The following is a 24,304-nucleotide window of genomic DNA, read 5'->3' as shown; positions in this document are numbered from 1 at the left end:
TCTCTTTCAGGCTGGTGAATAAGCGGATCAGGCGTTCGCGGTCTCGAGGGGAGCATCCGGAATCGGATCGTGTACCCCGGCGGCCGCTGGGAGTGCCGCGAGGTAGTGCTCGGCATCGAGGGCGGCGACCGTGCCGGAACCGGCGGCCGTGATGGCCTGGCGGTAGGTGGGATCGACGACATCGCCGGCAGCGAACACCCCTGGCACGGAGGTGCGGGAGCTGCGGCCCTCAACGGCAATCGTGCCGTGCTCGGTGAGATCGAGGGTGCCGTGCACGAGGTGTGTGCGCGGGTCGGCGCCGATCGCGATGAAGAGCCCCTGGATGTCGAGGGTCGACTCGCTGCCATCGACCGTGTCGATGAGGCCGACACCCGTGACACTGTCGGTGCCGTAGATGTGCTCGATGCGCTTGTTGAACACGAACTCGATCTTGGGGTCTGCGTGGGCGCGATCCTGCATCGCCTTGGAGGCGCGGAGCTCGTCGCTGCGGTGGATGACGTAGACCTTCTCGGCGAACTTCGTGAGGAAGGTCGCCTCCTCCATCGCCGAGTCGCCGCCGCCGACGACCGCGATCGTCTTCTGACGGAAGAAGAATCCGTCGCACGTGGCACACCAGGAAACGCCGTAGCCGCTCAGGCGGTCTTCATCGGGCAGCCCGAGCTTGCGGTAGGCCGAACCCGTCGCGAAGATGACCGCGAGCGCCTCGTGGGTGTCGCCGTTGCCGAGCGTGACCTTCTTCACATCGCCGACGAGGTCGAGCGCGGTGACATCGTCCATGACGACCTCGGTGCCGAACTTCTCGGCCTGCGCACGGAACTTCTCCATGAGGTCCGGCCCCATGATTCCCTCGGGGAACCCCGGGAAGTTTTCGACGTCGGTCGTCTTCATGAGCTCGCCGCCCGCCTCGACAGAGCTCGCGATGAGCAGGGGCTCAAGGCCGCCGCGGGCAGCGTAGATGGCCGCCGTGTAGCCGGCCGGGCCGGAACCGATGATGATGAGCTGGCGCAAGGGGCGCCCTCCTTCGGATGATGTCGTGTGCGGTACAACACATCCTATTCGGCCACTATTCCTGGGCCGCTGGGTGACCTTCGCCTGAACGGGAGGCGTCAGGAGCGGCGGATGCGACGCAGCACCAGGTCACGCACCATCCGCACATCCGTGTCATGCATGAGGGTGAGCGCGCCGAAGTACGCGAGCGCCATGACCCCGCCGATGAGCGCCATGGAGGCGATCGCGGTGAGTGCGGTGTTCAGTGCGAAGCCGCTGGCATCGAGACCGCCGAGCAGCGCGAAAACGCCGGCGCCGATGAGCGCACTCACCCCGGCAGCGAAGAGGTAGCGCGCGTGACGAATCAGCAGGTCTCGGCCACCGAGTGGCCCGATCTTGCGGCGGAGCACAATGAAGGTGACCACGAACTGCAAGAAGAATGTCACCGACGACACCGCGGCGATGCCAACACCGATGAGGTCGACGGGCAGGAGCATGCACGCGAGAAAGCCTGCGACGAAGAGCGCCGACTTCGCCAGCTCGATGAAGAACACCGTGCGAGTGTCTTCGAGCGCGTAAAACGTGCGCTGCAGCACGAACACCGCGCTGAAGGGGATAAGCCCGATCATGTAGGTCGCGATGACGGAACCCATCGCGAGCACATTGACATGCTCGCTCTCGAAGATGCGCGCGAACGGTGCCGCCACGACGATGAGCACAACAGCCGAGATGGTGACGATGAGCCCGATCGTGCGCAGCGCCGACGCAACATCCGACTTCACCTCGGCGAGGTCGCCAGAACCGGCCGCCGTGCTCATTCTGGTGAAGAACACCGTCGCAATCGACACCGCGATGACGGAGTGGGGGAGCATGAAGATGAGCCATGAATTTTGGAGGGTCGCAATGCCGGCGGCCTCCCCCGTCGCGAGCGAGGCTGCATTAACCTGCACCAGCCCGGCGATCTGGGTCACCAGGATCATCGCGAAGATCCAGCCGGCCGAACGGCCCGTCTTCGCGAGGCCGACACCCCGCCAGCGGAAATCTGGACGGAACCGGATGCCGGCACGCCGCCAAAAAAACAGCAGCACGAATGCCTGCGCCGCGATGCCGAGGGTCGCCGTGCCGGCGAGCAGCGCGATGCGGTCTGCCCCCCACACGTCCACAGAGTTGTTGACGTCGGCGCCACCGAAGAGCACCTGAAACGCGACGAGGCCGGCAATGGCAACGACATTGTTGATGGCGGGGGCCCACGCGAACGGGCCAAACGCCCCGCGCGCATTGAGCACCTCGCCGAGCAGGCTGTAGAGCGCATAGAAGAAGACCTGGGGGAGGCACCAGTATGCGAACGTCGTCGCGAGCGCCACTGCGCGGCCAGAGAATCCATCACCGCCGTCGGTGGACTGCTGGATGTAGAGCATCACCAGCAGCGGTGCCGCGAGTGTCGCGAGCACCGTCACACCGAGGAAAACGGTGATGCCGAGCGTCACGAGTTTGTTGAGGAACCCGGCCCCGCCATCATCGTGCTGACCGGCACGCACGATCTGCGGCACCAGGACGGCCCCGAGCACACCCCCGGCGATGAGCGCATAGAGGTTGTTCGGCAGCTGATTGGCGACACCGAAAGCATCCGCCGCCGCCGACCCGGTCTGGCCAATCGTCTGCGCGAGCACGATCGCCTTCACGAAGCCGAGCACCCGGCTCACAATCGTGCCAGAGGCGAGCAGTGCGCTCGATCGGCCGAGACCGGGCGCCTCTCCCCCGCCAGCCGCCGTCACTCGCCGCCCTCGAGCGACATGGCGGCCGAAGCATCCGTGAGGGCTGCCTCGCGGAGGCGACGCTCCCGGCGGCGCTTCGCCACCGTGCGGAGGATGCCGAGCACGAAGATGATGAACACGACGATCGCGACCGTTGTGGTGAACGCGGTCTCCCATCCGGCCTGCACGTTTGTCGTGACGAAGACGGGTGAGTCGATGGGCACCTGGGTGGGACTCGTGAGCGTCACCACAAGCAGCGTCGTGCCGTTCGCGATCGACTGCACCGGAACCGCGGCACGCGCCTGCGACTCGGGCTCGATCGTCACCGTGACATTCTTGTCGAGCACATCGAGGATGCCGGTGTTGGCGGTGACATGCACCGAAACCGTCACGGCATATGGGAGCGCGTTGCTGATAGTAATCGGCAGGTCGCCCGTATCGCTCAGCAGGTTGATGGTGCTCGACTCGAGCACTTGCACGGATGCGAGAGTCTCAGCGACATTCGCCACATACGTCTCGACAGCTGCGCTCCAGTCGCCGGAGCTGTCGGCCCAACCATTCGAGGCGAGGGTCAGCAGGGTGCGCTGCTGCTCCGCAGTGATGACCGTCGGGTCTTCGAGCACCGTCGCGAACGCCGTGGTAGACGGCTCCGTCGCGAGCATCGACTGCAGTTTCGAAACACGGTCAGGGTCTTGGGCGAAATCGACGACACCGACTTCAACCGGGGCTTCATCGAGCACCTCCTCAATCCCGGTGATCGCAATCTCGGGGCTCGCCGCGAGCGCATCGATCGTCTCGGCAACGCGGTTCGTCGAGGTGAGAAGCTCCCGATCGAGCGTTGCGAGCACGGGAGCCGAACCGCCGGTCCACCCGGCAAGCGCCGCCGTGAGCTCGGTCATCGCCGCAGCCCAGGCGAGATCACTCGTGGCATGCGTCGCAGCGCGGAACAACTCTGAAATGTCGGTGTTTGACACAAGCAACGACTGCTCATTGGTCTGCGCCGCCGCTGGAATGGCGTCACGCCCGTAGGTCACATTCGTAGACTGCAGGATTGTCGTCGTCTCCTCCGAAGCGGAGAAGACCGCGAGGTCGCTCGCAACGACGGAATTATCACGCGGCCAGGCGATCGACCCCAGCGAATAGGGGAGGGAGACGAGATCAGTGCCGGTCGGCACCGTCGGCTCGCTCGGTGACGCAGACGGCGACGGATCCGTTGACGCCGACGGGCTCGTGCTCGGCTCGCTGGAATCGGTATCGGCGTCACCCGTGTCGGTGTCTCCTGGGTCGGTGTCTCCCGTGCCGGGAGTGGCAACTCCCCCAGGGAACAGCGCTTCATCGATGGGGTAGTCAACCGGGACGGTGATCGAGGTCGCACCAGCCTGGCTCAGGCCCGAGACATCCGCATCACCGTATGCGAGGGCGAACGTTTCGTTGCTGGCATCCTGAAGACGCTCCAGCCAGGCGACGGCCGAGGCGGGGGCCGTGTTGCCGAGGATGCGTATGGACGCGATGATCTTCGGGTCGATGCCCAGGGCGATCGGACGGTCAATGGCGGCGTCGAGTTGCCGAGTGAGCACACCGGCTGGGCCCGTGAACTCCTCAAGGTCTGCCGCCGAAATGAGCCCAGACGTGGACACCGGGCTCACAATCGGCATCGCGAGGGCGAGGTTCGTCACCTGTCCATCGCTCGCGGCGACCGAAGAATCGACCTCAGGATCGACGGCAGCAAGTGGCGTCGCTGACGACGCGACCGAGCCGCCGAACATGAGGGTGGCACCGAGCAGCGCGGCACCCCACCGAGCGATGAGTGGGTTCATAGGCATCGGCCGGCTCCGATCGTGCGGTGGGCCAGCATGCTGATGATTCTATTGGGGCGTCCCTGCTGGTAGGCCGACGGCACGGCGGCCGGTGGGAATGCGCCGGTTAGTCTGGACGGATGCACAGCGTCGCCTCGGCAATCACACGGCTTGCCGCCCTGGCGGAGTCACCTCACGTCGCGCGGCTCGCCGACGCGTTCGCGAGCGCTGGCCACGAGCTCGCGCTGGTCGGCGGGCCCGTGCGCGACGCCTTCCTCGGCCGCGAACTGCACGATCTCGACTTCACGACCGATGCACGGCCGGAGCGCATCCTCGACATCGTCAAGCCCATCGCCTCCGCCCACTGGGACATCGGGCGCGCCTTCGGCACGATCGGCGCCGTCGTCGATGGCCACACGATGGAGATCACGACCTATCGCACCGACGCGTATGACGGCGAGACGCGCAAACCCGAAGTCGAGTTCGGCACGAGCCTCGACGACGATCTCGCCCGCCGGGACTTCACCGTCAACGCCATGGCTCTCCGCCTGCCCGAGCAGAAACTCGTCGACCCCTCCGGTGGCATGGAAGACCTCATCGCCCGGCGGCTCATGACCCCCGCCGCTCCCGAGGTTTCGTTCGGCGATGACCCGCTCAGGATGCTGCGGGCCGCCCGCTTCACGGCGCAGCTCGGGTTCACCGTGACCGACGAGGTGCAGCAGGCCATGGCGTCGCTCGCTGGGCGGCTCAGCATCATCTCGGCGGAACGGGTGAGCGACGAGCTTGCCAAGCTGTTGCGCACGCGGCATCCGCGGGCCGGCATCGAACTCATGGTGGCGACGGGCCTCGCCGAGCAGGTGCTGCCGGAGGTGCCGGCGCTGCGCTTGCAGGTTGATGAGCATGCGCATCACAAGGACGTCTATGAGCACAGCCTCACGGTGCTCGACCAGGCGATCGAGCTCGAAGAGCAGCGGATGCCGGATGCCGCACCCGACCTCGTGCTGCGTCTCGCGGCACTCCTCCACGACATCGGCAAGCCGGCGACGAGGCGCATCGAGGCTGGGGGCGTTGTCACCTTCCACCATCATGATGTGGTCGGGGCGAAGCTCGCGACGAAGCGGCTCAAGGCGTTGCGCTTTGATAAGGAGACGATCCAGTCGGTGAGTCGGCTGATCGAGCTGCACCTGCGCTTCTTCGGCTACACGGAGGGTGCGTGGACCGATTCGGCGGTGCGCCGGTATGTTCGCGACGCTGGTAACCAGCTCGAACGGTTACACATTCTCACCCGTGCCGACGTCACCACGCGCAACCGGCGCAAGGCCGATCGTCTCGCCCGCGCCTACCGCGACCTCGAGGAGCGCATCGCCGAGCTCGCCGAACAAGAAGAGATCGCGGCCGTTCGACCCGACCTCGACGGCGAGCAGATTATGGCGCTGCTCGGCATCCGGCCCGGCCGAGAGGTCGGCGAGGCCTACCGCTTTCTGCTCGAACTGCGCCTCGACGAAGGACCCCTCGGCGAAGAAGAAGCAACGCGGCGGCTGCGCGACTGGCACGCCGCGCGCCAGTAGCGCTACTCAACCAGCGGGTGTGGCGGTGTCGAGGATGAACTCCTCGAGCAGCTCGCGCGCGACCGGGTCTGGGTACTGTTTCGCTGGCGACTTCATGAAGTAGGCGGAGGCCGCCTCGAGCGGCCCGCCGAGCCCAGCGTCGAGCGCGATCTTCGCGGCCCGCACCGCATCGATGATGACCCCGGCCGAGTTCGGCGAATCCCAGACCTCGAGCTTGTACTCAAGGCTCGTCGGGGCGTTGCCGAAGCCATGACCCTCGAGTCGCACAAAGGCAAGCTTGCGATCATCGAGCCACGGCACGTGGTCGCTCGGGCCGATGTGCACGTGCTTCGCGTGAATCTCCTGGTCGACATTGCTCGTCACGGCCTGCGTCTTTGAGATCTTCTTCGACGTGAGCCGCGTGCGCTCGAGCATGTTCTTGAAGTCCATGTTGCCGCCGACGTTGAGCTGATACGTGCGGTCGAGCACGAGCCCGCGCTCCTCGAACAGACGGGCGAGCACCCGGTGGGTGATGGTCGCGCCGAGCTGGCTCTTGATATCGTCGCCCACGATCGGGATGCCGGCATCCGCGAATTTCGCAGCCCACACCGGGTCACTCGCAATGAACACGGGGAGCGCATTGACGAAGGCGACCCCAGCGTCGATCGCGGCCTGGGCATAGTGGCGTGCGGCATCTTCTGAACCGACGGGGAGGTAGCAGACGAGCACATCGGCCCGCGCGTCACGGAGCGCCTGCGCCACATCGACGGGGGCAGCATCCGACTCTTCGACCACGTCGCGGTAGTACTCTCCGAGCCCATCGAGGGTGGGGCCGCGGAGCACCGACACCCCGGTCGTCTCGACGTCGGCGAACTTCAGCGTGTTGTTTTCGCTTGCCCACATCGCGTCGGCGAGGTCGGCGCCGACCTTGGCCGCATCGACATCGAACGCGGCGACAAACTCGATATCGCGCACCGCATACTGCCCGAACTTGGTGTGCATGAGGCCGGGGATTGTCTCGTTGTCATCGGCGTCACGGTAGAACGTGACGCCCTGAATGAGGGAGTTCGCGCAGTTACCGACACCCGCGATGGCAACACGAATCGACATGGAAATAATGCTCCTTGAGAGTGATGGATCGATACGACTACACTAGACAGGTTGTCTGTGTGCCCCGATCCGGGGCCTCCACCGACAGCGACATGCACATACCCTCCTGTCACAGACCGTCTGTGGCCGTTTCAGTCCGAAGGAGGTGGGTTAGTCATGCATCAGTACGAACTCATGGTCATTCTCGATCCAGAGATCGATGAGCGCACCGTGGCACCCAGCCTGGACAAGTTCCTCAACGTCATCCGCAACGATGGTGGTTCGATCGACAAGGTCGACATTTGGGGCAAGCGCCGGCTGGCCTACGAAATCAACAAGAAGACCGAAGGCATCTACGCCGTCGTTGAGATGACCGCGAACTCGTCGGCAACCGTCGAGCTCGACCGTCAGCTTGGCCTCAGCGAAGCCGTCATGCGCACCAAGGTGCTGCGTGCAGAAGAGGCCATCGCGCAGGTCGCCGCCGCGGCGAAGCTCTCGGAGGAGAAGGCCGCCCGCAAGGCTGCCGCTACCCCGAAGGCCACCCCCGCCGACGCGCCCAAGGCGACGCCCGCCGACGCTCCGAAGGCCGCACCGGCCGACGCCGCGAAGAGCGAGTAGCCAATGGCCGGCGAAACCGTCATCACCGTGGTGGGCAACCTCACGGCCGACCCGGAGCTGCGGTACACGCAGAACGGGCTGGCTGTGGCGAACTTCACCATCGCCTCGACGCCGCGTACGTTCGACCGCGCGAGCAACGAGTGGAAGGACGGCGAAGCGCTGTTCCTGCGCGCGAGCGTGTGGCGCGAATTCGCCGAGCATGTCGCGGGGTCCCTCACCAAGGGTTCGCGCGTCATCGCCACTGGTCGCCTCAAGCAGCGCTCCTACGAGACCAAGGAAGGCGAGAAGCGCACCAGCTTCGAGATCGAGGTCGATGAGATCGGTCCGAGCCTGCGTTACGCCACCGCCCAGGTCACCCGCACGTCTTCGTCCCGCGAAGGCGGCGGCGCTGGCGGCGGCAATCGTGGAGCCGTAGCAGACGAGCCGTGGGCAGCCGCGGCACCGGCGTCAGCGAACTCTGGCGGGGATGTCTGGAACACCCCCGGCAACTTCAACGACGAGACACCTTTCTAGACCGCGCCTCGCGCTCGGTCACGAACACTATCCCTAAGGAATAACCATGGCAGGAAAGAGCAGCGGCGACCGCCGCAAGCCACTCCGCACTAAGGGCGGCAAGAACGCCGCTCCCGCGAAGTCCATTCGCGTCGGCGTCATCGATTACAAGGATGTCGCCACCCTTCGCAAGTTCATCTCGGAGCGTGGAAAGATTCGCGCTCGTCGCATCACCGGTGTCTCCGTCCAGGAGCAGCGCCTCATCGCCCGTGCCGTCAAGAACGCGCGCGAGATGGCTCTGCTTCCCTACGCCGGCTCGGGCCGTTAAGGAGCATCGAAATGTCAAAACTGATTCTGACGCATGAGGTCACCGGCCTCGGTGCGCCCGGCGACATCATCGAGGTCAAGAACGGCTTCGCCCGCAACTACCTCGTGCCGCAGGGCCTCGCCGTGGCGTGGAGCCGTGGCGGAGAAAAGCAGATCGAGCAGATCAAGGCGGCCCGTGCCGCTCGTGAGCACGCGACGATCGAAGAGGCCAAGGACCTGAAGGCGAAGCTTGAGGCCAACAAGGTCAAGCTCTCCATCAAGGCGGGCAAGGAGGGTCGACTCTTCGGGTCGGTCAAGAACTCTGACATCGCCGACGCGGTCGCAGCCTCCGGGCTCGGCACGGTCGACAAGCGCAAGATCGAGATCACCTCACCCATCAAGGTGACGGGTGACCACGAGGCGACTGTTCGCCTGCGTGACGACCTCGTTGCGACGATCACCGTTCAGGTGGTTGCCGCGAAGTAGTCTTCTCGGATTCGCGATAGCGGTGGGCGTAATGCCCACCGCTATCGTCGTTTAACTCCCGTCTCAGCTCCGCGCCCGTATCGGGTTTCGCGCGCCCGTGTCAAGGGTTTGTGCACAGACTGGCTCCGATCCGCTCAACCCTCAAGTCGAACTCTAAACATGTTTCTACACACAGCATGTGGAACAACAAAACCCTGTTCAGAGCCAGATTATGGCGAGAATTCTTTCCGAATTCCACACAACTATCCACAGGTTCTACACATTTGTCCCGGCGTTTCGTGCCGACTTTCCACAAAGTTTTCCACAGGGCTGGTTGTGGAGGCGACCGGGGCTTCCTAGCCTTGGTCGGCGGGTCGTTCTCGGCTCGCTCACTGCACCGACCGAGCCTCGATTCTGGCCGCCGCACGGCCGGAGAATCGGCCCGGAATGTCGGAAGCGTGCGATACGAATGAACCATCCGCAGACGAAAGGTGCACGATGTCAATAGCCCACCTGGGGCTCGCCGGCACCTCCACCGACCGCCCCTCGGAGCAGCGCCCGGGCGACCGCACCCCGCCGCATGACCTGCTCGCCGAGCAGAGCGCACTTGGCGGCATGATGCTGAGCAAAGATGCCACGGCCGATGTGATCGAGTCGGTGCGGGCCGTCGACTTCTACATTCCCAAGCACGAGTTCATCTTCGATGCGATCCTCAGCCTGTATTCGCACGGCGAGCCGACCGACGTCATCGCGGTCACCGACGAGCTCACCAAGAACGGCAACCTCAGTCGCTCCGGCGGCGCCGATTACCTCCACACGCTCACGGGCCTCGTGCCGACCGCGGCGAACGCCGGCTACTACGCCGCGATCGTTGCCGAGAAGGCAGTGCTGCGCCGCCTCGTTGAGGCCGGCACCCGCATCGTGCAGATGGGCTACGCGAGCGAGGGCGAGGTTGTCGACCTCGTCAATAACGCCCAGGCCGAGATTTACAACGTCGCGGGCGGCGTCGACGCCGAAGACTTCGTGCCGCTCACGGTCGCGGTCGAGGTCGCGATCGACGAGATCGAGGCGGCGAAGGGGCGCGATGGGTCCATGACCGGCGTGCCGACGGGGTTCAGCGAGCTCGACGAACTCACGAACGGCTTTCACCCCGGCCAGATGATCATCGTCGCGGCGCGGCCCGCGCTCGGCAAGTCGACGCTCGCGCTCGACTTCGCCCGCTCTGCCTCGATCAAGCACGACATGCCCTCGATCTTCTTCTCGCTCGAAATGGGTCGCTCGGAGATCGCCATGCGTCTGCTCTCGGCCGAGGCCGCCGTCCCGCTGCAGAGCATGCGCAAGGGCACGGTCGACTCGCGCGACTGGACCACGATCGCCTCGACGCGCGGGCGCATCAACGACGCGCCCCTCTACATCGACGACAGCCCCAACATGACGCTCGTCGAGATCCGCGCGAAGTGCCGCCGGCTCAAGCAGAAGGTCGGGCTCAAGCTCGTCGTCATCGACTACCTCCAGCTCATGACCTCCGGCAAGAAGGTTGAGTCGCGCCAGCAGGAGGTCAGCGAGTTTTCGCGCGCACTCAAGCTGCTCGCCAAAGAGCTGCAGGTTCCCGTCGTGGCGCTGTCCCAGCTCAACCGTGGTCCGGAGCAGCGCTCCGACAAGATGCCAGCCATCAGCGACCTCCGCGAATCGGGCTCGCTCGAGCAAGACGCCGACATGGTCATCCTCCTCCACCGCGAGAGCGCCTATGAGAAGGAGAACCCGCGGGCGGGCGAGGCAGACCTCATCGTCGCGAAGCACCGCAATGGCCCGACCCGCACCGTGACGGTCGCATTCCAGGGCCACTTCTCGCGCTTCACCGACATGGCGCCGATGTAGAGTCCTGGCCGTCGCCCAGCTCGGTGGACATCCCAGCTGTTCATGATGAACGACTGGGAAGCGGATTCTCGGCGGCGTCTGGCTGGCATGCTGGGCTCATCTCACGTACCGTTGATGCCAACGAGAGGCCGCGAACATGACGGACGGTTCGTGCACCAGCCCTAGTGATCCAGACACTCGTGAGGATCAATTCAGAGCACCCAGCCGTGACGGCGCAACCCGAAATGTCGTGGCCACCGTCGTGTTGATAGTCGTAGCGATCATCGGGTCGGGATCCCTCCTGTGGTGGGCGGGCAGCGGCCTCATCGATGAGTTTCGCTACTCAGACGACAGCAGAGGAATCTGCGAGCACACCTTCACTGGGCGCATCTGTACGAACCTTCCGACCGCATTCGTTGAAGAACAGTTTGGGTTGGAGTTCCCTGCCGGGACTGAGATCTTGGCTTCGTACTATTCCGGCGGGTTCGGGGACCCGCTAATTCGGATCGCTGTGGTCTTGCCCCGCGGGACAGCAGAGTCACTTCTCCCGGTCACTGCCGTCGATAGCAGCGGCGTTTCGGGGACCGACCCCCTTGTCATGTGGGGGCAGGGGAACGCCGGTGTCGTCAACGTGGAGGCCAGAGGCGCGGTTCGAACGCAGTCGGCCTTGCTGACTATCGCCTTGGGAGCGAATATGGAGGGACAGGAAATCTACCTACTCGAGGGCCCGTGAACCATCCTCTGCTACATCGCTCAACGGGCGCATGAACAGCGGCGCCCGCACCTACTACCCCATGCCTATGAGTGGAGCGTTCACATGGTGGAGAACTCGAAACGCAGCCCGGTACGAGTACGAGCGCTCAGAACGGTCCTGAGTTGCACTGTGATCATGCTTGCCGCAACGGGGTGCGCAATGTCGACAGCGGTAGGCAACCCGGTCAAGTCCGAGGAGGCTCAGGTCGACGAGAGTGCTGTGGGAAACCTCCTCAATGAGAAGAAAATGGGAGAAGAGTTCCTCGGTGCCACCGCCGACTTCCCGCTTCCCCTTCCGGACGGGATTCAGTTCCCCACTCGAGCGCCTGCGAATGCTGAACCGAATACCTATAGCGAGCCTGGGGTTGGAGAAGGGATCGCGGTCCGGTATTGGCTCTGTGCCTGGGAGGAGAACTACCTCCAAGCGGCAAGTGTCAAAGATGAAAGAGCTCAGGCCCACGCCATCGAGCAGATCGCCCAGTTCGAGTCGCTGGAATGGACCAAGCAGTTCTTTATCGACCCGGAGCGAGGGTGGTACTCAAACGTCGTAGCGACTGCACTTGCTGGCGACCCCTCCGGGGTGAAGGAAGACTTTTCCAGCGGAAGCTGCAGCTTCTACGAGGCAGCCAAGAGCCTAAAATAAACCCGGCCGGGCAGCTGGGCAAGAAATCTCACTTTGCCGACGCCCGACGCGCATGTGAGCGGCGAGTCCCGACCGTCGCCGAGGTCACGCCCGGGCGCTACCTCCGGGAGGCCAGCGGTGCTTGACGACATTGAGATGGCGAGCATCGGCGCCGGCACGGTCACGCTGCACGACGCCCGCCGCAAGGTGCGCTGGAGTGTCGACCTCGAGCCCTTCGAGATCGGCGTGTACCCAGTGACGCAAGAGCAGCTCGCCGAGATGCTCGGGGAGACCGCAACACACCCGCGGCGCCCAGCAGTCGACGTGACGTGGCTCCGCGCCATCCGCTTCTGCAACGCCGCCTCCGAATGGGAGGGGCTCGACCCCGCCTACGCGGTCGATGGCGAGGATGTCACGTGGCAGGTCGATGCCGATGGCTATCGCCTGCCAACCGAGGCGGAATGGGAGCACGCCTGCCGCGCGGGATCGACGGGCGCACACTACGGCCCGCTCAGTGAGGTGGCGTGGACGAGCGCCGACGGCGTGAGCGTGCCGCAGGAGGTGGGGGCGAAGCATCCGAATCTCAACGGGCTGTTCGACACGCTCGGCAACGTGTGGGAGTGGTGCTGGGACTTGCTCGACCCGGCGCGCTATGCCGAGTACCGGGTGTTCCGCGGGGGCGGCTTCGCTGACGATGCGTGGAGCGTGCGCGCCTCGACCCGGCGGGGTGGGGCGCCGAGGATGCACCACGACGATGTCGGATTCCGGGTGGCGCGCGGCGGCTTCGACACGACGGATGCCGCACAGGGCTGGTCGGCGCAGGTCGACCTCGAGCGGGCCGCGGTCGATGGCCCCCTGCCCTCGGGGTGGACACCGCGCCGGTAGACTGGGCGGGTCCGCGTCCGCAGGAAGAAGCTCCGTGTCACAAGCCCTGAAACCGCCCACTGTCGCAAGCAGTGAGCGCCTCGCCAGCTACTGGCCGGTGCCGCTCGCTCGCGCAATCGTCGCGATCGCGGTCGGGACAGCCGTCACGTTCGTTGCCGACCACGGCCCCCACATCGGGCTCTACGCCATCGGCACGATCGCGCTCGGTGGCGGGCTCGTCATCGCGGTGTTCAGTCGATCCCGCATCGCCGACCGCACCGCCGCCAGGGTGTTCACGGCGCAGGGGGTCATCGCGGCAGTGATTGGCGCTGCAGCCCTCGCGCTCGGTGCGAGCGCCGCCGGCATCGGAACCCTCCTGCTTGTCGCCACCATGTTCACCGCGCTCACCGGCGTGCTCGAACTGTATGCCGGTTACCGCACGAGGTCGACGACGGTCGGTCGTGACTGGCTCACGGTCGGCGGTGGCACCATGCTTTTCGCCCTCGTCCTGCTCGTCATTCCCGCCGATTCAGTGCTGACGGTCGGCCTCATCGGTGCCTACAGCGTCATTCTCGGCGTCTACCTCGTCATCGCTGCGCTGTCGCTCCGGTGGGCGAAGCCGGCAGAGCGCGCCAGTATCGATGGGCGCGCCAGTATCGATGAGCTCTCCAGTGACGACGAGCGCGCCATCAACGACCAGCGAGCGGCCGCCGAGCCGAGCACAGGAGCAACACCATGACCCAGCCGAGCCGCAAAGACCTCATGCGCCCGTACGAGTACCTCGCGTTTGCTGGCGTTCTCGCGCTGTTCGCCGGCATCGTCATCTTCGCCACGACTCGAGACATCATCATCGGTGCCATCGGCTTCGGCGTCGTCTTCATCATCTCCCTCATGACGCTCGCGCTGCTCGCGCTCGCCATGAAGCCGAGCGAGGCAGAGCTCAAGGACCTCGAGGCGCAGTCGAAAGACGACGAGCCGAAATCACCGCACTAAGCCGCGCTGACTGACTGACTCCGGGCCGCGTCGAACCCTCTGGCCGCCTCTAGAGTGCGGTCAGTCGCCGAGACGGTCGACGAGCAGTGACGCGAGCCCTGTGTACCCGGCGGGTGTGAGCGCGGCGAGGCGCGCCTTCGCGTCGTCACCGATATCGAGGGTGTCGACGAACTCGAGGAGCTGTGCCTGGTCGACGCGGTTGCCGCGCGTGAGGTCCTTGAGCTTGGCGTAGGGGTCGGCGATGCTGCTCCGCCCCGCCGTCACCTCGGCCCGGATGACCGTCTGAATCGCTTCGGCAAGGACCTCCCAGTTGGCGTCGAGATCTGCCGCAAGCTTCGCCTCGTTGAGGTTGATCTCGGCGAGCCCCCGCTGGATGTTGTCGATCGCAAGCAGCGAGTGACCGAACGCGACCCCGATGTTGCGCTGCGTGGTCGAGTCGGTGAGGTCGCGCTGCAGGCGCGAGGTGACGAGCGTTTGTGCGAGCGATTCGAGCAGCGCACCCGCGAGCTCAAGGTTCGCCTCCGCGTTCTCGAAGCGGATCGGGTTGATCTTGTGCGGCATGGTCGAGGAGCCCGTCGCCCCCTTCACCGGGGTCTGCGTGAAGTAGCCCATCGAGATGTAGGTCCAGACATCCGTGCACAGGTTGTGGAGGATGCGACCCGCATGGTTGACCGCCTGATAGAGCTCGGCCTGCCAGTCGTGCGACTCGATCTGCGTCGTCAGGGGGTTGAACGTGAGCCCGAGGCCCTCGACGAACTCTTGAGCGAGCGCCGGCCAGTCCTGCGCGGGCTCGGCGACGGCGTGGGCCGCGAAGGTTCCAGTCGCGCCGCTGAACTTGCCGAGGTACTCGACCCGCTCGATGCGGGCAAGCACGCGGCGGACGCGGTGCACGAACACCGCGAGCTCCTTGCCCATCGTCGTCGGGGTGGCCGGCTGCCCGTGCGTGAGCGCGAGCATCGGCACGTCGCGGTGGGCGAGCGCGCGCTGCTCAAGCGTGTCGATGAGCGTCTGGATGCGCGGCAGCCAGACCTCTGTGACCGCCGAGCGCACCGTGAGGGCATACGAGAGGTTGTTGATGTCTTCGCTCGTGCAGGCGAAGTGGGTGAGCTCGGCAATCCCGTCAAGGCCGAGCCGCGTGAGCTGCGCCCGCACGTAGTACTCGACGGCCTTCACATCGTGCCGGGTGACGGCCTCTTCGCGGGCGAGCGCATCGATAGCATCCTGCCCGAAGTCGGTGACGACGGCGCGGAGCGCGGCCTTCTGCGACTCGGACAGGGGGGAGGAGTCGAACAGCGAGCGGTCGGTGAGAAAGATGAGCCACTCAACCTCGACCTGCACCCGAGCTCGGTTCAGCCCCGCCTCGGAGAGGTGCTCGCCGAGGTCGCTCACGGCGCCACGGTAGCGTCCGTCGAGCGGACTGAGGGGCTGAAGGGGAAGGGGGGTCATGAAACTCCTCGCCGGAGGGCCGGCTCTATTTGGCGGAACAGTGCCGCGCTGGCTTGGTGGATCATCCGCAGCACGTTGTCAAACAACGCCGCATCGGAATAGTAGGGGTCTGGCACATCGACAAGCTGCTGCTCGGCGTCGAAGCTGAGGAGCAGATGGACCTTGCTGCGTTCGGCGGCGGTCGGCGCCCAGTTTTTGAGGATGCGCTCTTGGCTGCGGTCGAATGCGACGACAAGGTCAAGCCGCTCAAACCAGCTTGGGTCGAACTGTTTGGCGCGGTGTGAGGCGCCGTCGTAGCCGTGCGCGGTGAGCGCGGTGAGCGTGCGCCCGTCGGAACGCTCGCCAACATGCCAGTCGCCGGTGCCGGCCGACATGACCGAGATGAGTGACTCACAGCCGGCCTTCGCGACCAGATCGCGAAACACCACCTCGGCCATCGGTGAGCGGCAGATGTTGCCGGTGCACACGAAGCAGATGCGAAAGAGCGCCGAATCGTCGAGGGGGCGATCGAAGCTCATGCGGCCATTGTCTCGCAGTTCGGTGGTCGGCGCAGTACCGGAATCGTGCCCCCCTCCACAGGCGGAGGATGCAGCTCCGCTCCCCCGGCAGAAACTCCGGACGCGAGCCTGCTGGATGACACTGCGAAGCTCGTCGGCAGGCGGCGGCGGGCGACATCCGTCAGCGAAGAAAGGACCCCCGTGGAGGATGCACTTGTGAGACAGCAGACGCTGCTCAGCCGCGAGCTGGCGCTGCTCGAACAGGCGACGGCCGCGATGCCGAAGATGCAGTCCGAGGAGTGGCAGGGTGCGGCGAGAACCATCTTCGAGAGTCTGGACCTCAAGCTGAGGAGTGACATCGAGGCGGCGACGACGCACCTGCGGACGGCACTGCAACTCACTTCGACCGCTGTCGACACGGTGAGCGATCGTGGCTGACGACTTCACCGTCTCGGGAGGCGGCATGGTTCGCGTCTCGACCGAGGCGATGGCGACGTACTCGGCGCAGCTCCAGCAGTACTCATCCGCATTGCAGGGGGTGCGCTCGAGGATTGCCACAATCGACGGGCTTCTGTCGGCGGGGCAACTCCAGGCGATGGATGTTCCGTGGTCGGCCGTGAGGGCCGAATCGAGCCTCAGCGAAGCGAGCGACATCCTGGGGTGGGCACTTCGCGAGGCAGACCTGATTCAGGTTGGCCTCGCGTCGGCAGCCGACACGTATGGCCTCGCGGAGCACCTTTCGCAGCAGTTCTCCCAGCAGCTTGCGGCGTACTTCGCCTACGGACTCGGCGCAACGTTCCCCTTCGTCATCGGCTGGCTCGCGCCGTCTATCACGGCGACCGCCGGCACGTGGTTCCTCTCGCCGGAGGAGCGACGGCAGCGCATCATCGACTGGCTCGACTCGCACGGCGATGCCCTCAGCGACCCCCGTTTGGTCGAACTTGTTCGCCTCGCGGCGATGAGCACCGACGAGATCGGTGCCGGCATGGTGCACCTGCCGCCGCAGCTCATCGGTCTCTTCGGCAGCGAAACCCTCGGAGTGCTCGGCCTCTCCGCGAGTGCCGGCATAGTGACGATGGTCGCGCGTGCGTTCGGCGGCGCGACCGAGACGCCGGTGACGGTGAATCGCACGGGCTCGAATGTGCACGCTGCTGCACCCACCGGAATGGAAGACCGGGCGAAGCGCATCCCCGCCCACTCGTCCCAGATCAGAATCGAACGCTACGAGATCCCCGGAGAGCCCGACCGCTTCGAGGTGTATGTCGGGGGCACCCGCGACGGGTCCCTCATCGCGACCGACGAACCCTTCGACATGTCGAGCAACCTCACCGCGATGGCGATGGGCGACGCTGGCTCTGTGCGGGCCGTGGAGATGGCGATGGAGGAGGCTGGAATCACGGCCGAAACCCCCGTGCAGTTCACCGGGTATTCGCAGGGGGCGATCGTCGCCGTGACGCTCGCCAACTCCGGCGACTACGACACCCGTGGGATCTTCACCGTCGGCGGCCCCACCGGCCAGCTCGACGTCCCCGACGACACCCCGTACCTCGCGCTCGAACACTCGGAAGATGTGGTGGTGGCGCTCGGCGGGCACCACGCTGACGTCGATACGGTCGTCGTGCAGCGCTCGCTGTTTAGCGACACGGCGGTGCCGAACACCTCGCAGTTGCCCGCCCACGAGCTGCAGCGCTACCGCGAAAGCGCTGCGCTGCTCGACACTGCGACCGAAGTTCGGGTCGTCGGGGTGCGCGAGAGCATGGATGACTTCACGCGAGGAGCACAGAGTGTCACGTCGACAACGTGGCAGGCGAAGCGTGCGCACGCCGGTGGTTGAGAGTGACGCCCTAGCGGCGCCGCATCTCGCTGCCGACGACGGGGCGCACGACGACCGAGATGAGCCAGCTCAGCAACGCGAGCACAAGGGCGCCGAGTACACCCCACCAGAACCCATCGACGACGAGGCCAAAACCGATCAGGTCGGAGACCCAGGCGACCAGCAGCAGGAGGAGGCCGTTGACGATCAGCGCAATGAGCCCGAGGGTGAGGATGTAGAGGGGGAACGCGACAATGCGGATGAAGGTGCCGATCACGCCGTTGATGACACCGAAAATCAGGGCGACCAGCAAGAAGGTGAGCACCGTCGCAAGGGTGTCGCCCTCCTCGTAGGACACGACCCTGACCCCGCCGACGATGAGGGTCGTCAGCCAGAGGGCGAACGCGTTGATGAGGAGGCGGAGAAAGAATCGCATGCGACCACTATCTCAGCCCGCCCTGCGAACGACAATGAACGCGAGGCGGCGACGCGGAGGCGAACCGTAGAGTTGAGAGCGTGAGCAGCAACGAGCAGGCGCCAGTGCGCATCCGCCCAGAGATCCTCCAGTCGGTCGCCTATCAGCAGGGCAAGGCGGCACCGCCCAATGCCTTCAAGCTGTCGTCGAACGAGAATCCCTACCCGACGCATCCGGCGATCATGGCGGCCATCGCCGACACGCACCCCAACCGGTATCCGGATGCCCGTGCTGGCGAAGTGTGTCAGCGCCTTGCCGAGGTCTACGGTCTCGACGCTGCGCAGGTCCACGTCGGCGCCGGCTCGGTGTCGGTGATCGGGCAGCTCATCGCTGCCGTGGCCACCACGGGCGATGAGGTGCTGTACTCGTGGAGGTCGTTCGAGGCCTACCCCGGGCTCGTCACGGTGACCGGCGCTACGAGTGTGACGGTGCCGAATCGCGCCGACCACAGTCACGACATCGATGCGATGATCGCGGCGGTGACGCCACGCACGCGCGCCATCATCGTGTGCTCCCCCAACAATCCGACCGGCACGATCGTGACGCGCGACGAGTTCCGTCGCCTCATGGCCGCGGTGCCATCGGATGTGCTCGTGCTGCTCGACGAGGCCTACATCGAGTTCGTCAGCGACCCCGACGCGGTCCGCGGCACCGAACTCCTTGGCGAATTCGACAACCTCGTGGTGCTCCGCACGTTTTCAAAGGCGTATGGGCTCGCGGGGCTCCGCATCGGCTACGGACTGGGGCATCCGGTGGTGCTCGGTGCCGCGCGGACCGCCGCGATTCCGCTCTCGGTCACCGAGGCGGGGCAGCGCGCCGCCCTCGTCGCGCTCGACCTGCAGGTCGAACTCCTGGCGCAGGTTGCTGAGATTGCTGCGCGACGCGACGACGTGTGGGATCGCCTCGAAGCGCTCGGCGCGGGGGTGCCGAAGCCGCACGGCAACTTCGTGTGGTTTGCCGCGGGCGAGCAGACTGCGGCCGTCGCCGAGGTGTTCCTGGCACACGGGATCGTCGCCCGGGTGTTCGCTGGCGAGGGCGTGCGGGTGTCGATCGGCGAAGAGGAATCTGTCGATACACTCCTAAGCGCTGCGGCGGAGGTTGTGGAACTTCTTGCATCAGCGGCACAGATGCCCGCGTTAGATTAGAACCTTGTTGCGCCTGACCGGCGTGCAGGCCACGACCCCGAGACCCAAGGACAGCGAGGTCAGCAGCGTGGAAGAAGCCCCAAGCATGGTGCAGGTGCTCACCCCGAGCGGGGAGCTGCGCACGGATGACGTCGCCGCCGAATACCTCCAGTACATCGAGGCGCTCGACGAGCCTCAGCTCGAACGGTTCCACCGTGACATGGTGCTGAGCCGTCACGTCGACATGGAGGCCGAGAACCTGCAGCGTCAGGGGCAGATGGCGCTCTGGCCGCCGAATCGCGGCCAGGAGGCCGCCCAGGTTGGTTCGGCCCACGCTGCCCTCCCCCAGGACCACATCTTTCCCGCCTACCGTGAGCACGCCGTCGGAATGGTGCGCGGCCTCGACCCCGTGAAGATCGTCGAGATGATGCGCGGCAACAGCCACGGCGGCTGGGACCCTGCAGCGACCAACAACTTTCACCTCTACACGCTCGTCATCGGCTCGCACGCCCTCCACGCGACCGGCTACGCCATGGGCATCGCGCTCGACGGCACCGTCGGCACGGGCGACCGCAGCACGGATGAAGCCGTCATCGTGTATTTCGGCGACGGCGCGACATCCCAGGGTGATGTCAGCGAAGCGTTTGTGTTTGCCGCGAGCTACCAGACCCCCCAGGTGTTCTTCATCCAGAACAACCAGTGGGCCATCTCGGTGCCTGTGAGCGTGCAGTCGCGCGTGCCCCTCTACCTGCGCCCGCGAGGCTTCGGCATCCCGAGCGTGCAGATCGACGGCAACGACGTGCTCGCGAGCTACGCCGTTTCGGCGAAGCACCTCGACGATGCGCGCGCGGGCAAAGGCCCGAGCCTTATCGAGGCGATCACCTACCGGATGGGGGCGCACACCACTTCCGACGACCCCACGAAATATCGCACGAGCGACGAGGAGCAGTCGTGGGGTGCCCGCGACCCCATCGCCCGCTATGAGGCCTATCTTCGCGGACGCGGGGCATCCGATGCCTTCTTTGCCGAGGTGACGCGCGAGGCCGAAGACCTCGCCGCCGACGTGCGCCGCCGCACGCTCGCGCTCGAGGCGCCGCCCGTGTCGCTCGCGTTCGAGCACGTCTACAGCGAACCGCACCCCGTGACCGAGGCGCAGCAGCGCTGGTTGCGCGACTACGAGGCATCCTTCGGAGGCGACGCATGAGCGAGCAGGACGTAATAGCCGAGATTGAGGCTGCCGAGATCGAGGCAGCATTGACCGGCACTTCGGATGCCGCGACCGCCGCCGATGTGCGTGAGCTGCCACTCGCGAAGGCGCTCAATGCGGGGCTTCGCGCGGCGCTCGCCGATGACGACCGTGTGCTGCTCATGGGCGAGGACATCGGGCCGCTCGGCGGGGTGTTCCGCGTCACCGAGCACCTGCAGCGTGACTTCGGCGCGAAGCGGGTCATGGACACGCCCCTCGCCGAATCCGGCATCATCGGTGCCGCCATCGGGCTTGCCATGCGCGGGTACCGGCCCGTGTGCGAGATCCAGTTCGACGGCTTCATCTTTCCCGGCTTCGACCAGATCACGACGCAGCTCGCCAAGATGACGAACCGCCACCAGGGCGCCATGTCGATGCCCGTCGTCATCCGGGTTCCCTACGGCGGTCACATCGGCGCGGTCGAGCACCACCAGGAGAGCCCCGAGGCGTATTTTGCCCACACGGCCGGCCTGCGGCTGGTGAGCCCGAGCACGCCGCACGACGCGTACTGGATGATCCAGGAGGCCATCGCGAGCAACGACCCCGTGCTCTTCTTCGAGCCGAAGAGCCGCTACTGGCACAAGGGCCCGGTCGACTTCGCCGCGAACCCCGCCGCCCTCCACTCGAGCAAGGTCGTCCGCACGGGCACCGATGTCACGCTCGTCGGCCACGGCGCCATGGTGAATGTGCTCATGCAGGCCGCCGAGATCGCCCAGGTCGAGGGCACGAGCATCGAGGTCGTCGACCTGCGCTCACTCTCCCCCATCGACTACGCCCCCATCCTCGAGTCGGTGCGCAAGACGGGTCGACTTGTCGTCGCATCCGAGGCGCCAGGGTTTGTGAGCATCCCCTCCGAGATCGCCGCGACCGTGACCGAGCAGGCGTTCTATTCGCTCGAGGCTCCCGTGCTTCGCGTTTCGGGCTTCGATACGCCCTTCCCGCCTGCGAAACTGGAGACCGCCTACCTGCCAGACGCCGACCGCGTGCTCGAAGCGGTTGACCGGGCGCTCGCCTACTGAGACCAGATCGCCCGACCCGGCGCCCACACGCCGGCCGGGCATCAAGACAAGGACCACCGTGAGCACCTCAGAATTTCTCCTCCCCGACGTCGGCGAGGGCCTCACCGAGGCCGAGATCGTCTCGTGGCGGGTCAAAGCGGGCGACACCGTGACGGTGAACCAGGTCATCGTGGAGATCGAGACGGCGAAGTCGATCGTCGAGCTGCCGTCGCCCTTCAGCGGCATCGTGCGCGCCGTGCTCGTCGATGAGGGTGCCACGGTCGATGTCGGCACGCCCATCATTTCCGTCGCGACCGACGGCGAAGCGGAGGCTCCAGATCAGGCCCCGGATGCTTCGGCAGAGACGGTTGCCGACACCGCCGACACCATCTCCCGCGAGCGTGCCGATGATGCCCCAGGCGCGGTTCTCGTGGGCTACGGGCTGAAGGGGCATGTGAGTTCGCGCCGCAACCGCTCACCCTCTGCCTCTGCGCCAGTGCGCCCATCGCGCGTGCCGGCTGCGGCCGCGGCATCCGTCATCGCGAAGCCGCCGATCCGCAAGCTCGCCAAAGATCTCGGGGTGGAGCTGTCGACTGTGAATCCGACGGGGCTGGCTGGCGAGATCACGCGTGAAGACGTGGTGCGCGAAGCGTCGCAGGCGAGCGTGTTCCGCAACATCGAGACGCCGGCATGGGGCAGCGACCGTGAGGAGTACATCCCAGTCAAGGGTGTGCGCAAGGCGATCGCGACCGGCATGGTGAAGAGTGCCTTCACGGCGCCGCACGTCGGGGTGTTCGTCGATGTGGATGCGACGCGCACGATGGAATTCGTGAAGCGCCTCAAGAACTCCCCCGACTTCGCGGGCGTCAAGGTCTCCCCCATGCTCGTCATGGCGAAGGCCATGATTTGGGCGGTGCGCCGCAACCCCACCGTGAACTCGACGTGGACCGACGAGCAGATCATTGTGCATCACTACGTGAACTTCGGGTTCGCGGCGGCAACCCCGCGCGGGCTCGTCGTGCCGAACATCAAGGATGCGCAGGAGCTTTCGCTGCGCGACCTCGCGCAGGCGATCGAGTCGATGACGAATGTGGCGCGCGACGGCAAACTGCAGCCGAGCGACATGGCAAACGGCACCATCACGGTGACGAACATCGGCGTCTTTGGCATGGACACGGGCACGCCGATCCTCAACCCCGGCGAGGTCGGCATCGTCGCCCTCGGCACCATCAAGCAGAAGCCGTGGGTGGTCGACGGCGAGGTGCGCCCGCGGTTTGTGACGACCCTCGGGGCGAGCTTTGACCACCGAGTGGTCGATGGGGATGTTGCGAGCCGGTTCCTTGCCGACGTCGCGAGCATCATCGAGGAGCCTGCCCTCCTGCTCGACTGATTCGGCGGCTGGCGACCTTCGGCAGCTGGTGACCGTTTTGACAATGGTTATCAATAGCTTTAGCGTTGTGCTCGGCCGCACCGAGCCACAGTCATCGAGCTAGACAGGGAACCTTCCACATGAAGGGCACCATCCGCACCATCGCCATTGTCGTCAGCGGCGCAACCGCGCTCGCTCTTGCCGGCTGCGCACCGAGCACCTCATCGGCTGACGACGAACTCAGCATCGTCGCCTCCACCGATGTCTACGGCGACATCGCCGCCACGATCGCCGGTGACCGCGCGACCGTGACGAGCATCATCTCCGGCACCGCACAAGACCCCCACAGCTACGAAGCGACCGCGCGGGACCAGCTCGCGCTCTCCCGCGCCGACCTCGTGATCGAAAACGGTGGAGGGTTCGACCCCTTCATCGACACCATGCTCTCGGCCATCGACACCGAGCCGGACGTGCTCACGGCAACCGCAATCTCGGGGCTCTTTCCTGATGAAGAGGCGCATGAGCACGCCGAAGATGAGCATGCTGACGACGAGCACGCCGATGACGAGCATGCCGAGGATGAGCACGCCGATGACGAGCATGCCGAGGACGAGCACGCCGAAGACGAAACAGCCGACGATGACCACGCCCACGGCGACGGCAACGAGCACGTCTGGTACAGCCTTGAGACGGTGGCGCTGCTGGCGGACGAGATCGCGCACCACCTCGGGGAGCTCGACCCCGAAGGGTCCGAGGCCTATGAGGAGAACGCTGCAGCCTTCACCGCCGGCATCGACGACCTCATCGAGCGGGTGCATGAGCTCCGTGACATCCACGGCGGCGTGTCTGTCGCGGTCACGGAACCGGCGCCCCTGCTGCTTTTCGAAGAACTCGGCCTCGTCAACGCGACCCCCGAAGCGTTCAGCAGTGCGATTGAGAACGGCACGGATGTCGCGCCCGCCGTGCTGCTCGAAACCCGGGCTCTGCTCGAGGAGGGCACCGTGCAACTGCTCGCATACAATGGGCAGACTGCCGGCGCCGAGACTGAGCAGCTCCTTGCGCTTGCCGAGGCCGAAGGGATTCCGGTGGTCGTGATCGCCGAGACCCTGCCGGATGACACCAGCTACCTCGACTGGATGGGCGAGACCATCGACGCGATCGACGCCGCCCTGCAGTAGCGGCGCGGGTGCCCA

The 24,304-nt window shown here is 65.7% G+C and carries 24 protein-coding genes and 1 pseudogene; 18 read left to right on the top strand and 7 right to left on the bottom strand.

All coding sequences use genetic code 11. The features are described 5' to 3' along the window. Window positions 1–27: 27 nt before the first annotated feature. From trxB to ACY48M_RS10960, 3 genes are all read right to left on the bottom strand, one after another. A complete protein-coding gene (gene trxB / locus ACY48M_RS10970; RefSeq protein WP_462820322.1) occupies window positions 28–1,008 on the bottom strand; it encodes a thioredoxin-disulfide reductase in 981 nt (326 codons plus the stop codon). A gap of 98 nt (window positions 1,009–1,106) precedes the next feature. Beyond that, window positions 1,107–2,762: a murein biosynthesis integral membrane protein MurJ gene (gene murJ / locus ACY48M_RS10965; RefSeq protein WP_462820321.1), complete on the bottom strand. Its 1,656-nt coding sequence runs from the start codon at window positions 2,760–2,762 to the stop codon at window positions 1,107–1,109. Next, the gene (locus tag ACY48M_RS10960; RefSeq protein ID WP_462820320.1) at window positions 2,759–4,564 is read right to left on the bottom strand and encodes a DUF6049 family protein; all 1,806 of its coding nucleotides are present in this window, start codon (window positions 4,562–4,564) and stop codon (window positions 2,759–2,761) included. Before ACY48M_RS10960 ends, murJ begins: the two co-directional genes overlap by 4 nt. A gap of 113 nt (window positions 4,565–4,677) precedes the next feature. On the opposite strand from ACY48M_RS10960, the gene ACY48M_RS10955 reads away from it, so the two are divergent. After that, window positions 4,678–6,105 carry a CCA tRNA nucleotidyltransferase gene (locus ACY48M_RS10955; RefSeq protein WP_462820319.1) on the top strand — a complete coding sequence of 476 codons (1,428 nt, stop codon included), beginning with the start codon at window positions 4,678–4,680 and terminating at the stop codon, window positions 6,103–6,105. A gap of 6 nt (window positions 6,106–6,111) precedes the next feature. Here ACY48M_RS10955 and ACY48M_RS10950 read toward each other — a convergent pair whose 3' ends face one another. Next, the gene (locus tag ACY48M_RS10950) at window positions 6,112–7,194 is read right to left on the bottom strand and encodes an inositol-3-phosphate synthase (RefSeq protein WP_462820318.1); all 1,083 of its coding nucleotides are present in this window, start codon (window positions 7,192–7,194) and stop codon (window positions 6,112–6,114) included. A 156-nt stretch (window positions 7,195–7,350) separates the two neighbouring features. Here ACY48M_RS10950 and rpsF point away from each other — a divergent pair, with 156 nt between their 5' ends. The 10 genes from rpsF to ACY48M_RS10900 all read left to right on the top strand — a co-directional run bounded on the left by rpsF (window position 7,351) and on the right by ACY48M_RS10900 (window position 14,143). Then, the gene (gene rpsF / locus ACY48M_RS10945; RefSeq protein WP_462820317.1) at window positions 7,351–7,791 is read left to right on the top strand and encodes a 30S ribosomal protein S6; all 441 of its coding nucleotides are present in this window, start codon (window positions 7,351–7,353) and stop codon (window positions 7,789–7,791) included. A gap of 3 nt (window positions 7,792–7,794) precedes the next feature. Beyond that, window positions 7,795–8,304, top strand: coding sequence for a single-stranded DNA-binding protein (locus tag ACY48M_RS10940; protein WP_462820316.1), 510 nt, complete (start codon window positions 7,795–7,797; stop codon window positions 8,302–8,304). Window positions 8,305–8,350: 46 nt separating this feature from the next. Then, window positions 8,351–8,611: a 30S ribosomal protein S18 gene (rpsR, locus tag ACY48M_RS10935; RefSeq protein WP_462820315.1), complete on the top strand. Its 261-nt coding sequence runs from the start codon at window positions 8,351–8,353 to the stop codon at window positions 8,609–8,611. An 11-nt stretch (window positions 8,612–8,622) separates the two neighbouring features. Continuing rightward, window positions 8,623–9,075 carry a 50S ribosomal protein L9 gene (rplI, locus tag ACY48M_RS10930; protein ID WP_462820314.1) on the top strand — a complete coding sequence of 151 codons (453 nt, stop codon included), beginning with the start codon at window positions 8,623–8,625 and terminating at the stop codon, window positions 9,073–9,075. Window positions 9,076–9,552: 477 nt separating this feature from the next. Beyond that, window positions 9,553–10,932, top strand: coding sequence for a replicative DNA helicase (gene dnaB, locus ACY48M_RS10925; RefSeq protein WP_462820313.1), 1,380 nt, complete (start codon window positions 9,553–9,555; stop codon window positions 10,930–10,932). Window positions 10,933–11,161: 229 nt separating this feature from the next. Further along, entirely contained in the window at window positions 11,162–11,644 is a 483-nt protein-coding gene (locus ACY48M_RS10920) for a hypothetical protein (protein WP_462820312.1), read from the top strand. A 180-nt stretch (window positions 11,645–11,824) separates the two neighbouring features. Beyond that, entirely contained in the window at window positions 11,825–12,307 is a 483-nt protein-coding gene (locus ACY48M_RS10915; RefSeq protein ID WP_462820311.1) for a hypothetical protein, read from the top strand. Window positions 12,308–12,442: 135 nt separating this feature from the next. After that, window positions 12,443–13,171, top strand: a complete 729-nt coding sequence (locus ACY48M_RS10910) for a formylglycine-generating enzyme family protein (RefSeq protein ID WP_462820548.1) — start codon at window positions 12,443–12,445, stop codon at window positions 13,169–13,171. 34 nt (window positions 13,172–13,205) lie between these two features. Next, entirely contained in the window at window positions 13,206–13,889 is a 684-nt protein-coding gene (locus tag ACY48M_RS10905; RefSeq protein ID WP_462820310.1) for a DUF308 domain-containing protein, read from the top strand. Then, entirely contained in the window at window positions 13,886–14,143 is a 258-nt protein-coding gene (locus ACY48M_RS10900) for a hypothetical protein (RefSeq protein WP_462820309.1), read from the top strand. Before ACY48M_RS10905 ends, ACY48M_RS10900 begins: the two co-directional genes overlap by 4 nt. Window positions 14,144–14,203: 60 nt before the next feature. On the opposite strand, the gene purB is transcribed toward ACY48M_RS10900, so the two are convergent. Beyond that, window positions 14,204–15,589: an adenylosuccinate lyase gene (purB, locus tag ACY48M_RS10895; protein ID WP_462820308.1), complete on the bottom strand. Its 1,386-nt coding sequence runs from the start codon at window positions 15,587–15,589 to the stop codon at window positions 14,204–14,206. Further along, window positions 15,586–16,107: a low molecular weight protein-tyrosine-phosphatase gene (locus ACY48M_RS10890; RefSeq protein WP_462820307.1), complete on the bottom strand. Its 522-nt coding sequence runs from the start codon at window positions 16,105–16,107 to the stop codon at window positions 15,586–15,588. The genes purB and ACY48M_RS10890 overlap by 4 nt, the downstream gene beginning before the upstream one ends. 195 nt (window positions 16,108–16,302) lie before the next feature. Between ACY48M_RS10890 and ACY48M_RS10885 the strand changes: the two genes are divergently transcribed. Then, window positions 16,303–16,524 (top strand): hypothetical protein, encoded by a 222-nt coding sequence (locus tag ACY48M_RS10885; RefSeq protein WP_462820306.1) that lies wholly within the window; start codon window positions 16,303–16,305, stop codon window positions 16,522–16,524. After that, window positions 16,517–17,920: a hypothetical protein gene (locus tag ACY48M_RS10880; protein WP_462820305.1), complete on the top strand. Its 1,404-nt coding sequence runs from the start codon at window positions 16,517–16,519 to the stop codon at window positions 17,918–17,920. Before ACY48M_RS10885 ends, ACY48M_RS10880 begins: the two co-directional genes overlap by 8 nt. A 10-nt stretch (window positions 17,921–17,930) precedes the next feature. On the opposite strand, the gene ACY48M_RS10875 is transcribed toward ACY48M_RS10880, so the two are convergent. Next, the gene (locus ACY48M_RS10875; RefSeq protein WP_462820304.1) at window positions 17,931–18,335 is read right to left on the bottom strand and encodes a phage holin family protein; all 405 of its coding nucleotides are present in this window, start codon (window positions 18,333–18,335) and stop codon (window positions 17,931–17,933) included. 80 nt (window positions 18,336–18,415) lie between these two features. Here ACY48M_RS10875 and ACY48M_RS10870 point away from each other — a divergent pair, with 80 nt between their 5' ends. The 5 genes and pseudogenes from ACY48M_RS10870 (at window position 18,416) to ACY48M_RS10850 (ending at window position 24,289) form a co-directional block, all read left to right on the top strand. Continuing rightward, complete coding sequence (locus ACY48M_RS10870) at window positions 18,416–19,519, top strand: histidinol-phosphate transaminase (protein WP_462820303.1); 1,104 nt, start codon at window positions 18,416–18,418, stop codon at window positions 19,517–19,519. A gap of 85 nt (window positions 19,520–19,604) precedes the next feature. Further along, window positions 19,605–20,498: pseudogene (locus tag ACY48M_RS10865) on the top strand (thiamine pyrophosphate-dependent enzyme); the annotation flags it as partial. Between the two features lie 200 nt (window positions 20,499–20,698). Continuing rightward, complete coding sequence (locus ACY48M_RS10860) at window positions 20,699–21,763, top strand: alpha-ketoacid dehydrogenase subunit beta (RefSeq protein WP_462820302.1); 1,065 nt, start codon at window positions 20,699–20,701, stop codon at window positions 21,761–21,763. Between the two features lie 58 nt (window positions 21,764–21,821). Beyond that, a complete protein-coding gene (locus ACY48M_RS10855) occupies window positions 21,822–23,132 on the top strand; it encodes a dihydrolipoamide acetyltransferase family protein (RefSeq protein ID WP_462820301.1) in 1,311 nt (436 codons plus the stop codon). A 119-nt stretch (window positions 23,133–23,251) separates the two neighbouring features. Beyond that, a complete protein-coding gene (locus tag ACY48M_RS10850; protein WP_462820300.1) occupies window positions 23,252–24,289 on the top strand; it encodes a metal ABC transporter solute-binding protein, Zn/Mn family in 1,038 nt (345 codons plus the stop codon). Window positions 24,290–24,304: the final 15 nt, after the last annotated feature.

The sequence above is a fragment of the Homoserinimonas flava genome, assembly GCF_054969005.1.
Note: the sequence above shows the minus strand (reverse complement) of the source record. Positions and strands in the feature narration are given on the sequence as shown.

What these genes read in the sequence shown, in the direction of transcription:
- ACY48M_RS10960 (WP_462820320.1), bottom strand. Translation starts at nt 4,564, where the DNA reads ATGCCTATGAACCCACTCATCGCTCGGTGGGGTGCCGCGCTGCTCGGT.
- ACY48M_RS10955 (WP_462820319.1), top strand. Translation starts at nt 4,678, where the DNA reads ATGCACAGCGTCGCCTCGGCAATCACACGGCTTGCCGCCCTGGCGGAG.
- ACY48M_RS10950 (WP_462820318.1), bottom strand. Translation starts at nt 7,194, where the DNA reads ATGTCGATTCGTGTTGCCATCGCGGGTGTCGGTAACTGCGCGAACTCC.
- rpsF (WP_462820317.1), top strand. Translation starts at nt 7,351, where the DNA reads ATGCATCAGTACGAACTCATGGTCATTCTCGATCCAGAGATCGATGAG.
- ACY48M_RS10940 (WP_462820316.1), top strand. Translation starts at nt 7,795, where the DNA reads ATGGCCGGCGAAACCGTCATCACCGTGGTGGGCAACCTCACGGCCGAC.
- rpsR (WP_462820315.1), top strand. Translation starts at nt 8,351, where the DNA reads ATGGCAGGAAAGAGCAGCGGCGACCGCCGCAAGCCACTCCGCACTAAG.
- rplI (WP_462820314.1), top strand. Translation starts at nt 8,623, where the DNA reads ATGTCAAAACTGATTCTGACGCATGAGGTCACCGGCCTCGGTGCGCCC.
- dnaB (WP_462820313.1), top strand. Translation starts at nt 9,553, where the DNA reads ATGTCAATAGCCCACCTGGGGCTCGCCGGCACCTCCACCGACCGCCCC.
- ACY48M_RS10915 (WP_462820311.1), top strand. Translation starts at nt 11,825, where the DNA reads ATGTCGACAGCGGTAGGCAACCCGGTCAAGTCCGAGGAGGCTCAGGTC.
- ACY48M_RS10910 (WP_462820548.1), top strand. Translation starts at nt 12,443, where the DNA reads ATGGCGAGCATCGGCGCCGGCACGGTCACGCTGCACGACGCCCGCCGC.
- ACY48M_RS10900 (WP_462820309.1), top strand. Translation starts at nt 13,886, where the DNA reads ATGACCCAGCCGAGCCGCAAAGACCTCATGCGCCCGTACGAGTACCTC.
- purB (WP_462820308.1), bottom strand. Translation starts at nt 15,589, where the DNA reads ATGACCCCCCTTCCCCTTCAGCCCCTCAGTCCGCTCGACGGACGCTAC.
- ACY48M_RS10890 (WP_462820307.1), bottom strand. Translation starts at nt 16,107, where the DNA reads ATGAGCTTCGATCGCCCCCTCGACGATTCGGCGCTCTTTCGCATCTGC.
- ACY48M_RS10875 (WP_462820304.1), bottom strand. Translation starts at nt 18,335, where the DNA reads ATGCGATTCTTTCTCCGCCTCCTCATCAACGCGTTCGCCCTCTGGCTG.
- ACY48M_RS10860 (WP_462820302.1), top strand. Translation starts at nt 20,699, where the DNA reads ATGAGCGAGCAGGACGTAATAGCCGAGATTGAGGCTGCCGAGATCGAG.
- ACY48M_RS10850 (WP_462820300.1), top strand. Translation starts at nt 23,252, where the DNA reads ATGAAGGGCACCATCCGCACCATCGCCATTGTCGTCAGCGGCGCAACC.